The following is a 13,124-nucleotide window of genomic DNA, read 5'->3' as shown; positions in this document are numbered from 1 at the left end:
TTTATTTAATCTCCATTTATAAGAGATCGTCGCATACTATTAACCTTTTTGCACAAGCTATTTATTGAAATAGCAGTTTTAAGGGAGTTGATTTATGTATGAATATAGACGAATTTTTTAAAGCTGATTTTTGGGAAATGATACTTAGGTCCACACTTTCCTTCTTTGCGTTACTCATCGTAACCCGACTACTAGGAAAAAAACAGCTTGGACAACTTACATTCTTCCACTATACAACAGGTATCACATTTGGTTCCATTGCATCAGAAATAGCAGCACAGGCTGAGACACCGTTTTTAGATGGACTCATTGCCCTCATTTGGTGGAGCGTTTTAACATATTTAATGACCATCATAACCATTAAATCTAAAAAAGCCCGTGTGATTGTTGATGACAAGCCTACAATCCTTATTCAAAATGGAATTATTTTAGAGTCTGCCTTAAAGAAGAATCGTTTGCATATGGATGAATTAGCGATGATGCTAAGGGAACAAGCCGTATTCTCTGTACAAGATGTACAATACGCATTACTTGAAACTACGGGTAAATTAAGTGTACTACCAAGGCCTGCTGAACAACCAGCTACAAAACAAGATGTAAAGGCCGATGTTACACCACCAACCTATATACCAACAGAAGTAGCTTCAGATGGGAAGGTTATTTATGAAAACTTAGTTGAACTTGAATTAACTGAAGATTGGCTTATGAAAAAGCTGAAAAAGCAAAATGTCCAATCCGTTGAAGATGTTTATTTTGCTCAGGTTCAAGCAAACGGTTCCCTCTATATAAGCATGAAGGATAAAGCAAGACGCTCAAGCCCTTAACAGCTTGTTTCGTCTTGCTTAATCTATTTTTACAATATCTAATGGTGTAACAATGCCGATTAGTTTTTGATGTGGTTTGCCATGCTCCGTTATTAATAAAGCTTCAAAGCGGCGTCCCCGCTCCACTCCTTGTTTAAAAATATCTTCAGCCTCGTAAATCGTTATGTATCTACTCACAAATTTATAATTCACTCTATTCTTTTCATGCATTAATATATCATGTAAGGTCGGAATCTTCTTAGGTATTTGATCGCCTCCCATCATCGTAGCTAAGGCGTTATCGCATGGATGCGATGATTTTAGGCTAACATCCTATGTGAACTCCTTTCTGATTCCGTGACATCCGCCGGAGGCTTTAACTTCTTTCAGCTGGTGTTTGGACCAGCTGAAAGAAGTTAAATGAAATGAGAAAGCGATCAGAATTTTCTGTAGCCAATTTAACCACATCCTCCTACTTATATTTTTATATTTTCTGAGTTGTTCGACAAACCATGAGTTACAGCTACATTATATTCCTAAGTTATGGATATTCCAAGAACAGTTCTTATAATTAGTTTAGATAAAAAAAACATCAACTCGGCAGGAATCTACCAGGTTGATGCTCATAAATATGATTAAACCATTATAAAATAAAGTTAATAAAGTTACTTATGTGTAACGGAATAGCACTTCAACAGACATGGAATTCTTACTTTAACCATGTGGCTAAGTACACTATAGTTTTCTATTGGCAGGGTACATTTCCTTTAAATTTTCGTCATCGATGCGTTTTTCTTCATTGTTAAAATTCCTATACTCATACAAATGATCGTGATAACTAATGTAATAGATAGGGTCAACCAATAATCCGACATCTCCATCGTGCCCCTCATTAATTGAACACCATATACCGGTAATTTCCACGGTGATATTGTCCAAAACGCCCCAACTAAAGCGTCCAATATTTGCCCAATAAATATGAAAGCAAATGCACATGCTGTAGCGATCACTGTTTTAAAAGTCGCACTCATCATTAATGTCACTGCTATCACGAAGAGTAGCCAAGAAAAATACGTGGAAAAACTTGCTATAAGTGGCCCAATCTCAAATGTTCCATAAAGCACGACCGTATAGTATATGCTCGCAGCAAAACCAGCTAAAATACTAATAAAGCCAACAGTACTCATGACGATAAATTTACTCATAAAATAAGCGCCGAACGATATAGGACGGACGTACAATAAAGTAGCCATTCCACTTGCTCTTTCTTTACTAATGGCTCCTACGAAAGTAGCCATTAATACGAGTAAACCTATCGTTTGAAACTGTCCAATGGAAGCTTGTAATAGGTCAACTGGCATTAATTCTGGCATCAACATTTCAAAGCCCTCTGGTACGTTACCAACCGCATTTAAAATATCCATCATATAGTAGTTTGTCAGTGGATCACTCATACCGAGCAAAGCAAATACAAGAGGTATCCATAAAAACTTCCAGCTTCGCCAAGCTTCTCTGAATTCCTTTTGCAGAAGTACATTAAATCCTCTCATATTTTTCTCGCCACCTTCATGAAAATCTCTTCAAGTGATGCTGTTTGTCGCTCCACTTTTCGTATTTTATAAGGACAACTACTCAAATGTTGAAGCAGCTCCTGCATACTCGGTTTTTCATCAATAATTTCTATATATACATGACTACCCTTTGCTTCTCCTATAAGTTCAGATTGACTAGCAAAAAGTTTTGCTTCTTTTTCAGTGCTAAATTCTACAACATAATTTTGTTCATCGAAACGTTGTCGAACTTCACGTAATGTCCCCTGTTCTACTAGCTTTCCATCACGTAAAAACAGTAATTGATCTGTCATCTCTTCGGCATCATTTAAAATATGTGTCGAATATAAAATAGTTGTTTCTTGTTGTAAGCCCTTCAATAAATCAAGAACTTCCCTACGACCAACCGGATCCAAAGCAGATACTGGTTCGTCTAATAAGAGCAATTTCGGCTTATGCACAATTGCTTGGGAAATACCTAGTCGTTGCCGCATGCCTCCAGAAAAAGTGGAAATTTTCTTATTTAAATCATTACCTAAACCTACAAACTCAAGCGTTTTTTGTGCTTCTAACTTTGCTTTTTTTGCAGGTACACCATTTAACTTTGCCGCCATTTCAGTAAACTCTAACGCACTTAACCAAGGATGGAATTGCGGATATTGTGGCAAGAAACCAATGTTGGCTCTTACATCACCATCCAGCATTTTTACACTTCCAGAGGTCGGTTTTAATAAACCTGTTAGCATCGATAATGTCGTTGTTTTACCAGCGCCATTAGGTCCAATTAAAGCTGTCGATGTGTTTTTTTCTAATGTGAACTCGATTCCATCCACAACTACTCTCTCTGCAAATTGCTTTGTAAGTTTTGTTACCTGAAGTAATATCGTCATGATTGTTTTCTCCCAACTATAAAGTACGCAATCGATCCGAGATAACTAGTAAAAATAATAAGAAACACCCATAATATCTTAGGCCCATTAGTGGCATGGATTTTTCGCAAGTCGACTAGAGCAACAATCATTAAAATAAATTGAACCACAATTAGTGGCGCTATGACTGCCCAAGGAACTTTCGCTAACTCCTCCATCATACAGATCACCTCATCTTTGTTATATTATTACTATAACAAAAACTGTTCTAATATGTATAGCACAAATTTACGTATGCAAAAACAGCCAAAGATCAACAATTATGAGGAGCTAAGGCTGTTTTTGATTTTTATCAACTGATAATTTCAAGAATATCTAAAGCGAACTTTTCTTCTTTGGTGCAGGTAAATTTCCAAATAAAAACCATGCACGAGGGAAAAGAAGATGCAATGAGCGAATAAATACATAACAGAAAATGACCGTTAAGACAAATCTCAGAAATATATATAAATGTATATGTGAAGTAACGAGGCCACTCAAAATAGTATCGCTCAATAAATATAAAATACATGGATGGACTAAATAAAACCCAAACGAATAAATTCTTAAATGCTCTGCAAATTCGTTGAGCTTTCGTCCTCCGTGATGAACTAAACAAATACTAATTTTGAATAGTACAAAACAAGAGAGAAGCATATAGCTAGTAGACAAAAATTTAAATGCTATGTATGAAATTTCATCATGCTCCAATACGCTGCGGAAATAATACAGAATTGTGTAAGCTATTCCTAATAAAAAGGTAAAGGATATCCATACGAAATATTGCCTTTTCGACCATTGTTCCTTTAAAAATTGATAATGTAATGCAACCCAGCCACCGAAGAAAAAGCTCGCAATGTATATAGCAAATAAAGGAACGGTAAAGGAAATATCAAACATTTCAAAGTAACTTTGAACAGCTACTTCAACAGTAAAGCCAATGAATAATAAATATTTTTTAAACCACCAAAAGCGTTTTACGAGATATATGAAAAGCGGCATTAAAAAATAGAGCTGCACTAAAATTAATATGAAATATAATTGATAATAGGCTCCCCCTGTAACGATGGAAGTGAACATTGCCTTCCCACCTGCAAACACTCGGAATCCTTGATAGTAGGAAAATAGCTCATAAAAAATAGACCAAATGAGGAAAGGTCCTAGAATAAACAAAAATCTACGTTTGTAAAAGTTTGTCCATGTTTGTTTTGTAAAAGGTTTCGATTCGTAATTGTAAAACAATGTAAGTCCACTTAAAAATACAAAAACAGCCCCTTCAAAGCGTGTAAAGCGGTTTAAAAATAAATAGACAAAATAAGAGGAATTATCATTTGAGATTTTACTCAGTGCAACCCCAGTTGCATGAATTAATATAACAAGTAACATCGCTGTTACTCGCATAAATTTTACTGCGTCAATTCGTTCTTTCTTTAAAGGCAATTGAAGAACCTCCCTAGACACAATAATAACTATATATTAACTAGGGCGTCAACAATCCTTATTTTAACGGTTATTTACCATAAAGTGGGATTGATTTCCGTTGCGGCTGAGTGCTTTCTTAGGGGCTCCAGCCGCAACGATAATTTATAAAAATCACAGTTGTATAAAAAACACATATAAATTTGAAATATCTCCAAATTTATATGCGTTCATGATTAGGCTTTTATATCGCAGCTAGTCATTATTTATATGTTTCCTTCCATCCTAATGGGGCATTAAATTAATTTGAATCCATTAGAACCATCGACTGCTAACGCCATAGCTAAAGCGTAGAATGTGCGACGTGCTCCGGCACAGTTTGGAGATTCTTTATCTGTAGTCGTAAGGTCTGTAGCAGAGCTAACAGTTCCATCTGTATTTGAAGCATCGGCTAATATATCTAAGCGGGCTAAATCCCAAAGACCAGAACGATCGTGCGATGGGAAGAAACTTTGGCCGTGTAATGCTTGACCAACTTCAAGTTGAAGTTTAATAGCTTCTCCTATTTTATTGTTACTACTTGCAAATCCTTGACCTGTGAATCCAGGATAAACATTGAACAATCCAACCATGGCTTGATTAATCCCCTCACCCTTATTAGGTATTTGCCACGGATTTTTAATCATCTCGGATGAACCTAACATTGCATTTTCCGGAATGTACATACCCCAATATTTAGCTAGGCTAAACAAATTATTAATTAAAGTATTTTTGATAGTTGAATAGTTTGTAAATATATCTTGGTAGGTATTAATCATCTGAGTTACCATAACTCCAGAATCTGATTTAAAGTTTGGAACAAGATTATACCATGACGAAACTGTTGGATTTTCAATTAAACTTGCAAAGATTTGTAAGAATGTTATTGCAAATGTATTATATGCCGGAGAATCAAATCGAGCTCGCAGCATACTATTCGCTAGATTTACCTCGGAAAATCCATGAACCGGGAGGACTCTTCTAGCAGTTAATGCACCGTTAAAGGGCTCTTGTTGGAAACACCCTTTAGAAGCATTAGCAACTGAAGTATTGGAACCCCAATGAGTATAGCTAAGAACATCTCTAATTGCATTTTTCATGTTATAGGCAGGGTTTAATGAAGCTCCAGTCTCATTAACTTTTACATCATAAACATGTGCCGCCATCCATAAAGCAATTGCATTGAGCGAGGCATTAAGAATAAATCGCTGGTTTTTAGTGTGGCAAAAGGAATGATGATCTATATAATCTCTTCCACTTGTTCCTGGTTGAATACCAGCGAAAGTAACTTGTCCTGAACTATCCAGAACTGTTGGCATCTCTAAGTAATTTTTTTGAGGATCGGTAGATAAATCGGCAGTAGTTATCCAGTATCCGATTTGCCCCGAATATGGTCCAGTAGCAAAACGGTACGCTTTTTCTGAGTCATTGTATGTCCAAGCAGACGGAGTACGATGATACATTAGAGCATGGTATTCTTTAGAACTTAATACTTCATTAGCAAAATAATCTCGGTATCGCACTAACAACTCATCTACATTAGAAAGAGATACATCACTTTGCGATTCATCTAATTTCTTAAGCATCGCTACACCAAGATAAATAAAGCCAGCTAATGGATTGATTGTCGGAAAATTATATGTTCTTTCCAAAAGTTTGGGAATAACATTATTAACCATTTCCTTGTAAACTGCATCACGCTCGCCAACTAGTGCTTTTTGTTGGGCGAATTGGGCACAGAACATCATTAATTGTCCAACACCTTGTTGATATGTGGACGCATCACTTGTACCATTTAATAGATGGTCTTGGAAAAATTTTCGCACTCGTGGATATCGACCTTTATCCTTCTTATAAGGATGGTTTAAAGATACCTGCTCAGTTGATAAAAGAAAAGCTTCGGCGAAGGCTTGAGCCTCTTGTAAGGATGTAAATGTAGTCATTTGATTCACTCCTAAATTTGTATTTTTTAACTTACAAAAATTAAAGTGAATTATATTTTCAAAAATAAACCACGTTTTAACATAATGTCATCCAACTTTTTAGTTTTATCGGAACACTTTCAGGAATTATCGCCCAACTTTTGAATTTTATCGATAAACTTTCAAAGAGCAAAAAAGGATAATTCATTAAAACTAAAAAAGAAGATGTACCAGGGTTGAAAAACCTTTTGGTACATCTTCTCATTTACTTAAATAGCTTCTGCAATGCATCTGCCATTTTTGGACGAATTGTTACTTGTGGACGGGCGTTCTTTACGGCCTCTTCCGCTTCCTCTAGAGAATTGGCCATGCCAAGTTCCATCAATACAGCAGTGGCAGCCACTCCTGCGCGACCTCCCCCGCTTCCGCAATGGAAGTACACTTTCTGCCCATTCTCATAAGCAGAAACAATTTCTTTCGCCACTTTTTGAATAGATGGTGCTACTTCTATGTCCTCATCAGCAATCGGCATATGCTTGTACGCATATGAAGCTGATTCTTGCTCCTCATTAGATAAGCCATTTACTCGAACATCAATCACGATATCAACCGTTTCTTGTTCAAAAGCTGAATCTGCATCTTTCGCACCGCCAAAAAATAATCGATCCTTCACTAATACATCGTAATTTTTTTCCATTGTATGCACGCTCCAAACGACTATTTAAGTAAATGCTTAATATCATCATAAAATGGAAGGGCTGTTAATGCTCCTGCTTTAGTAGCTGCCATAGCACCTAGCTTATTGCCAAAGCTTACACAACGAACAAGTTCTTCTTCCGTTGTAGGTAAACCATTGTAATGAATATCGCGTAATACACCAGCCATAAATGCATCTCCAGCACCTGTAGTATCTACTGGCACTACCTTTTCTGTCGGTACATGGATAACTTCACCATTTAATACCGCATATGTGCCATTTTCCCCCACTGTTACTAAAATAATGGGCACTAAATAACTGTTTAACTGCTCAATGCCCTCTTCCAAGCTAGTTGTTTCTGTTAGGAAAAATAATTCTTCATCAGTAACCTTTAAAATATCTACGTGCTCAAAAAATGACGTGATCGTTTCACGGCAAACCTGCTCACTGCTCCAGCGTAGAGGACGAATATTCGCATCCATTGCGATAATTGCCCCTTTTTCCTTTGCCATTTCTACAGCAGCACGTGTTGTATCAAGGGCTGTAGGATGGAACATTGTACCCGAGCATACTGTTAAAGCAGATGCATATTTAAAAGCTGCTTCATTTAATTGTATTGCTTCTACTTGTAAATCTGGCGTCTCATCGACATAATCTTTAAAAATTCGCTCACATGCTTCTGTTAAATGTACATAGACACCGCTAACACGCTTCGCAGGGTTAAATACTGCATAATCCAGGCTTACCCCTTCTTGTGCAAGGCCATCTCGAACAAACTGAGAGCCTTCGTCGTCTCCTGTGATCGTAATTAATGCAGATGGAGCGCCGATACGGCTAATTCCCGCAGCAACATTTACCGTTGCACCACCCATATATTTAGTAAAAGATGTGTTTGTTACATCATCTGCGATATAGTCAATAAAAGCATCTCCATAAACTAAAATATAATCTTTATCTTCCTTTGTCATTGTTGTCCTCCCGAAACTCTAGTCATTATAGATTAACACGAAATCAGATATCGTATAAAGTTTTAAACTTTCGGAAAAATAACCAATGATGCCGTCAGAATATCACCATTTATTCAAAAACTTGAGTCATCCTCTATCTTTGTTATACTTGCTTATAGAAAGGTAGGGATTTTGACAATGAGTATTACAATTCGACAAGCGCAACCACAGGATGCCCATGCCGTTATACCACTAATTATTGATGCGATTGGTGAGATTGCCAACCGTTTAACCGGAGAACTGACAGCTAAAGCAGTGGAGCAAGAACTTACTGTACTATTCAAGCGTGAGGATAATCGACATTCCTATTTAAATACTTTTGTTGCAGTTGAGAATGAGCAAGTACTAGGAATTCTTGTTTACTATAATGGTGTCGAAGCCATTCATATGGATGCAAATCTCGTAAAATGGCTTGAAGAAAAAAATGCGCCATCCATCATCATCGATAAAGAAGCTCATGAAGATGAATATTATATTGATACTATTTGTGTAGCACCAGAAGCTCGTGGTAAAGGAATAGGAACATTATTACTACAATTTGTCTTAGCGGAAACAGAAAAACGAGGTTATACAAAATTATCATTAAATGTTGAAACGGAAAAAGAGGACGCTCGTCGTCTTTATGAACGTATGGGCTTTGTCATTACAGAGCCATGGTCCATAATCGATGAACCATTTCATCATATGGTCAAGCAATTTTAGGAAGTGAAATAAAAAACATGAAAAAGAATTTAATTTATCCTCTTTTGATTGTCATTGCTTCTAGTAGCTACGGTGTATTATCGACAATTGTCAAAGTAGCTATGCAGCATGGCTTTACAACAGGAGAGGCCGTATCGAGTCAATATATTATTGGCTTTATGCTTGTTGCAACTATTTTTATAGTGACACAAAGACAATTACCGAAGCTTTCTAAAAAGGGACTGCTTATTTTGGTGTGCGCCGGGATATTTACCGGCACTACAGGAATTATATACGGCGAATCATTAAAGTATCTACCAGCCTCTCTTGCAGTAGTAATGCTCTTCCAATTCACTTGGATCGGCTTATTAATAGATTGCGCACTTCATAAACGCCTACCAAGTCGAACTGAAGTGATTTCAATTATTGTATTATTTGCTGGAACTATTTTAGCTGCTGGCGTACTAAATGTAGATTTAAGCGGTATTGCCATTCAAGGCTGGCTACTAGGATTTGCTGCTGCCTTTACTTTTGCTTGCTTTATTCAATTTAACTCTCGTCACGTGGAAGGTATTACAACTACATCACGCGTGTTGATCGTTTCCTTTGTCGCTCTTATCATGATTAGTATTTTCCTAAACCCTGAAGTTCTTTGGAACGGCAAATTATTCACCGGGGGCTTATGGAAATTTGGACTAGCACTAGGACTCTTCGGTATTATTTTGCCAATTTATTTATTCTCTATAGCTGTTCCGAAGGTGGGAGGCGCTCTTGCCTCTATTTTAAGTGCTATGGAGTTACCCGTTGCTGTAACTGTTTCAGTTATTGTTCTCGACGAACCATTAACTTCTTTACAAATAGCCGGTATTATTTTGGTTATTGTCGGTATGATGCTACCGACAATACTTTCGCAGCGACGACAAAAGGAAAAATCTCTAGAGCCTATCAGTAAATAAATACTTTAATCTACATTAGAAAGGGAGATGTATCCTATTTTTTGATACATCTCCCTTATTTATATATGAACTTTTATAAACCAAGTGCTCGATACATAAACGCCGTAAATTGAGCTCGTGTTAAGTTTTCATTCGGTCTAAAATTACCGTTTTCATCGCCTAGCGCAATGTTGTAGTCCGCAAGAGTGGCAATATATCCACTCGCCCAAGAAAAAAGTCAATGTCATCGTTTAAAGAACAATTAAAACCTACCTAAAATCTCTATTCACATCGATTTTAGGTAGGTTTTGTCTGTACTAATTAGTCATCGATCTTTTTTGACAAATAGAATATTGCTAACAAAACAAGGAAGAATAAACTTAAATGGAAACTCAACAAATTAGCAATATATTGAATGTAATAATGAGTATTTAGTATTTTGTTGTCAGTTATCATTAAAGAAGAAACAATTGTCGGACTAAATAGCGAAATTATAGCTATACAAACTATGCAAATCGAAAAAAATTTTTTTATTCAAAAAATTACCTACCAATAATGTCTCTTCACTCCTTTTCATTTTTTAATAACAAATAATTCGAATTATTCTTAAAATAATAGCATGCATTTCAAAATCACCAAAATCAACTTTTGTTCACTTTTGAACATATTTTGATAATCTACTCTGAAAAGCTTTAATTCTCGCTACTTTAAAGAGTTTTCGACTTTAGTGAAGCGCCATTGCTATCTAGAATTTACTTAGCTATGATGAAACTAATTATAATTTTTTAATTATTCTAACATTAATGTCAGGTTTAAAGATTATACTGATAGTATGTAAGTTTTTCACTATTAGGAAGGGGGGAGATTATGCAGAAAAAACGTATCTTCGGTTTTTTACTTGTGCTGATGCTTCTTGTCTTAGCTGCTTGTAGTAGTGACAAGGCATCTACAAAAGATGCAAAAGATAGCGACAAAACATCCAGTTCTGAAAAGACCGATGTAGCAGCTAAGCCATCTGGAAAGCTTGTTATCTATACAGGGCGCGATGAAGAAATGGTGCAAAAGGTAATCGATCAGTTTAATGAAAAGTACCCGGACATTGAAGTGGAATTTTTAACGATGGGCGCACAGCAAATTTTAGAACGCCTACGTGGTGAAAAAGCAAATCCTCAGGCTGATTTTTGGTGGGGCGGTACGCAATCTGCACTAACTGTCGGCGCCAATGAAGGTTTACTTCACGCTTGGAAGCCGAGCTTTAACGACTCCATTGATGCAGCTTATAAAGATGCAGATGGTCGTTGGTTTGGTGAAATGTTACTGCCAGAGGTCATTATGATTAACCGTGATGTATTAACGAAAGAAACAGGTCCACAAGATTGGAATGATTTATTAGATCCAAAGTGGAAGGATAAAATTTTAATTCGTGGTGTGTTAGCATCTGGAACGATGCGTACTATTTATTCATCTATGATTTTACGTCAAGGTGCAGATTCACCTGAGAAGGGCTACGATTGGTTATTAAAATTAGATGCCAACACGAAGGAATATACACAAGACCCAAATGCGCTTTATTTAAAGATGACACGACAAGAAGGCAGTGTTTCTTTATGGAATTTGCAAGATATTTTATTAAAGAAATATACGACTGATTATCCGTTTGACTATATTTATCCGAAAAGTGGTGCACCGATTCTAGTTGATGGTGTTGCAGTTGTCAACAATGCCAAAAACTTAGAAAATGCAAAGCTCTTCGTCGAATTCTTATTTGAAAAAGGTATGGTGACCCAACTAGCAAACGATTACTATCAAATTCCTACTCGCTCAGATATTGATAAAGCTGCTATGCCTGAGTGGTATAAAGAATTAGATTTAAAAACGTTTGATATAGACTGGAAACTCATGTCTGAAAACGAAGCAGAATGGATGGAACATTGGGATAACAATATTAAAGGACGCGGGAAAAAGTGACCGATTAATAAGTAACTCATAAAACATCTACCAATATTGTTCATATTTTTAAGCCTCGAGTATATTTTACTCGAGGCTTCATGTAACTAATTTTCTAACGAGAGAGGAGCATTTCACTTGAAAAGTGTCAAAATAGAAAATGTCTCTAAGAAATTCGGTCAAATTCATGGCGTACAAGATTTAGATCTTCATATTAAAGCTGGTGAATTTTTCACGTTCCTCGGTCCAAGTGGTTGTGGGAAAACGACAACGCTAAGGATGATAGCCGGCTTTTATTACCCAAGCGAAGGGAAAATTCTTTTTGATGATTTTGATGTAACAAGGCTTCAACCTAATAAACGGAACATCGGTATGGTGTTTCAAAATTATGCTCTCTTTCCACATATGACGGTAGACGAAAATATCGCATTTGGATTACAAGTACGAAAATTTTCGAAGGCGGAGATCAAGCAAAAAGTTGACCGTATTAGAGGGCTTGTACATTTATCGCAATATGGGAATCGGAAAATTAATGAATTATCTGGTGGGCAGCAGCAACGGGTTGCATTGGCAAGAGCTCTTGTGATTGAGCCTGACATTTTATTACTCGACGAGCCATTGTCGAATTTAGATGCTAAATTACGCGAAGAAACGCGCGTTGAAATAAAACGTATTCAATCTGAGCTCGGTGTTACAACCATTTATGTTACGCATGATCAAATGGAAGCTATGTCCATGTCCGATCGGATAATGGTCATGGAAAATGGTAATGTCAGGCAAATCGGTACTCCGCAAGAGATTTATAATCGACCTTCAAACCGCTTCGTAGCAGATTTTATTGGTGAGACAAACTTAATTGAGGCGACAATCGATGCAATTAATGGTGACGATATACAAGTAAAAACTGTGAGTGGACTTGTTTTCACTGGGCGAAAGCAACAAAGCTCCCCCACTTTAACGCATATGATTGGAGACAAAGTGTTTATTTCTATTCGTCCTGAATCCATTAATCAAGGTACTGGTGAAAACAACTTAACAGGTAAAATCACTTTTGTTGAATTTACAGGAATTAGTGTGAACTACATTGTGGAATGTCTAGATTTTTCACTAAAAGTAATGATTATTAATATGAACGGTCAATTTAAAAAAATCGGTGAAGAAATCACCTTAAATATAGCCCAAGATTCACTGTATTTTTTAGGGGAATAGGAGGGTA

General features: G+C 36.6%; 13 protein-coding genes and 1 pseudogene. 5 read left to right on the top strand and 9 right to left on the bottom strand.

All coding sequences use genetic code 11. From position 1 onward, the window contains the following. Nucleotides 1-98: 98 nt before the first annotated feature. On the top strand, nucleotides 99-824 hold the full coding sequence (locus ACIQLB_RS17945) for a DUF421 domain-containing protein (RefSeq protein WP_400728683.1): 726 nt from the start codon (nucleotides 99-101) through the stop codon (nucleotides 822-824). An 18-nt stretch (nucleotides 825-842) separates the two neighbouring features. Here ACIQLB_RS17945 and ACIQLB_RS17940 read toward each other — a convergent pair whose 3' ends face one another. The 8 genes from ACIQLB_RS17940 to ACIQLB_RS17905 all read right to left on the bottom strand — a co-directional run bounded on the left by ACIQLB_RS17940 (nucleotide 843) and on the right by ACIQLB_RS17905 (nucleotide 8,306). Continuing rightward, a complete protein-coding gene (locus tag ACIQLB_RS17940; RefSeq protein WP_400728681.1) occupies nucleotides 843-1,001 on the bottom strand; it encodes a hypothetical protein in 159 nt (52 codons plus the stop codon). A gap of 569 nt (nucleotides 1,002-1,570) precedes the next feature. After that, nucleotides 1,571-2,353, bottom strand: a complete 783-nt coding sequence (locus ACIQLB_RS17935) for an ABC transporter permease (protein WP_400728678.1) — start codon at nucleotides 2,351-2,353, stop codon at nucleotides 1,571-1,573. Continuing rightward, the gene (locus ACIQLB_RS17930) at nucleotides 2,350-3,243 is read right to left on the bottom strand and encodes an ABC transporter ATP-binding protein (protein WP_400728675.1); all 894 of its coding nucleotides are present in this window, start codon (nucleotides 3,241-3,243) and stop codon (nucleotides 2,350-2,352) included. The genes ACIQLB_RS17935 and ACIQLB_RS17930 overlap by 4 nt, the downstream gene beginning before the upstream one ends. Next, the gene (locus ACIQLB_RS17925) at nucleotides 3,240-3,443 is read right to left on the bottom strand and encodes a PLDc N-terminal domain-containing protein (protein WP_049663636.1); all 204 of its coding nucleotides are present in this window, start codon (nucleotides 3,441-3,443) and stop codon (nucleotides 3,240-3,242) included. Before ACIQLB_RS17925 ends, ACIQLB_RS17930 begins: the two co-directional genes overlap by 4 nt. Before the next feature lie 154 nt (nucleotides 3,444-3,597). Further along, nucleotides 3,598-4,701 carry an acyltransferase gene (locus tag ACIQLB_RS17920; RefSeq protein WP_400728673.1) on the bottom strand — a complete coding sequence of 368 codons (1,104 nt, stop codon included), beginning with the start codon at nucleotides 4,699-4,701 and terminating at the stop codon, nucleotides 3,598-3,600. 275 nt (nucleotides 4,702-4,976) lie between these two features. Continuing rightward, nucleotides 4,977-6,662, bottom strand: coding sequence for a hypothetical protein (locus ACIQLB_RS17915; RefSeq protein WP_400728670.1), 1,686 nt, complete (start codon nucleotides 6,660-6,662; stop codon nucleotides 4,977-4,979). 244 nt (nucleotides 6,663-6,906) lie between these two features. Next, nucleotides 6,907-7,338, bottom strand: a complete 432-nt coding sequence (locus tag ACIQLB_RS17910; protein ID WP_400728667.1) for a protein-tyrosine phosphatase family protein — start codon at nucleotides 7,336-7,338, stop codon at nucleotides 6,907-6,909. A gap of 20 nt (nucleotides 7,339-7,358) precedes the next feature. Then, nucleotides 7,359-8,306, bottom strand: coding sequence for a carbohydrate kinase family protein (locus ACIQLB_RS17905; protein ID WP_400728664.1), 948 nt, complete (start codon nucleotides 8,304-8,306; stop codon nucleotides 7,359-7,361). 177 nt (nucleotides 8,307-8,483) lie between these two features. Between ACIQLB_RS17905 and ACIQLB_RS17900 the strand changes: the two genes are divergently transcribed. After that, nucleotides 8,484-9,047: a GNAT family N-acetyltransferase gene (locus ACIQLB_RS17900; RefSeq protein ID WP_400728661.1), complete on the top strand. Its 564-nt coding sequence runs from the start codon at nucleotides 8,484-8,486 to the stop codon at nucleotides 9,045-9,047. Nucleotides 9,048-9,064: 17 nt separating this feature from the next. Continuing rightward, entirely contained in the window at nucleotides 9,065-9,982 is a 918-nt protein-coding gene (locus ACIQLB_RS17895) for an EamA family transporter (RefSeq protein WP_400728658.1), read from the top strand. Between the two features lie 73 nt (nucleotides 9,983-10,055). Here ACIQLB_RS17895 and ACIQLB_RS17890 read toward each other — a convergent pair. After that, nucleotides 10,056-10,178, bottom strand: a pseudogene (locus ACIQLB_RS17890) (S-layer homology domain-containing protein); the annotation flags it as partial. 650 nt (nucleotides 10,179-10,828) lie between these two features. Here ACIQLB_RS17890 and ACIQLB_RS17885 point away from each other — a divergent pair. Next, complete coding sequence (locus ACIQLB_RS17885) at nucleotides 10,829-11,929, top strand: extracellular solute-binding protein (protein ID WP_400728655.1); 1,101 nt, start codon at nucleotides 10,829-10,831, stop codon at nucleotides 11,927-11,929. 117 nt (nucleotides 11,930-12,046) lie between these two features. Beyond that, nucleotides 12,047-13,117: an ABC transporter ATP-binding protein gene (locus ACIQLB_RS17880; protein ID WP_400728652.1), complete on the top strand. Its 1,071-nt coding sequence runs from the start codon at nucleotides 12,047-12,049 to the stop codon at nucleotides 13,115-13,117. The last annotated feature ends 7 nt before the right edge of the window (nucleotides 13,118-13,124 follow it).

It is taken from the genome of Lysinibacillus sp. NPDC092081, from assembly GCF_044755845.1.
Lineage (GTDB): Bacteria > Bacillota > Bacilli > Bacillales_A > Planococcaceae > Lysinibacillus.
This window is presented reverse-complemented; position numbering and strand designations above follow the sequence as displayed.

Coding starts and splice junctions, on each gene's coding strand:
- ACIQLB_RS17910 (WP_400728667.1), bottom strand. CDS start 7,338: ATGGAAAAAAATTACGATGTATTAGTGAAGGATCGATTATTTTTTGGC.
- ACIQLB_RS17935 (WP_400728678.1), bottom strand. CDS start 2,353: ATGAGAGGATTTAATGTACTTCTGCAAAAGGAATTCAGAGAAGCTTGG.
- ACIQLB_RS17905 (WP_400728664.1), bottom strand. CDS start 8,306: ATGACAAAGGAAGATAAAGATTATATTTTAGTTTATGGAGATGCTTTT.
- ACIQLB_RS17895 (WP_400728658.1), top strand. CDS start 9,065: ATGAAAAAGAATTTAATTTATCCTCTTTTGATTGTCATTGCTTCTAGT.
- ACIQLB_RS17900 (WP_400728661.1), top strand. CDS start 8,484: ATGAGTATTACAATTCGACAAGCGCAACCACAGGATGCCCATGCCGTT.
- ACIQLB_RS17925 (WP_049663636.1), bottom strand. CDS start 3,443: ATGATGGAGGAGTTAGCGAAAGTTCCTTGGGCAGTCATAGCGCCACTA.
- ACIQLB_RS17915 (WP_400728670.1), bottom strand. CDS start 6,662: ATGACTACATTTACATCCTTACAAGAGGCTCAAGCCTTCGCCGAAGCT.
- ACIQLB_RS17885 (WP_400728655.1), top strand. CDS start 10,829: ATGCAGAAAAAACGTATCTTCGGTTTTTTACTTGTGCTGATGCTTCTT.
- ACIQLB_RS17945 (WP_400728683.1), top strand. CDS start 99: ATGAATATAGACGAATTTTTTAAAGCTGATTTTTGGGAAATGATACTT.
- ACIQLB_RS17930 (WP_400728675.1), bottom strand. CDS start 3,243: ATGACGATATTACTTCAGGTAACAAAACTTACAAAGCAATTTGCAGAG.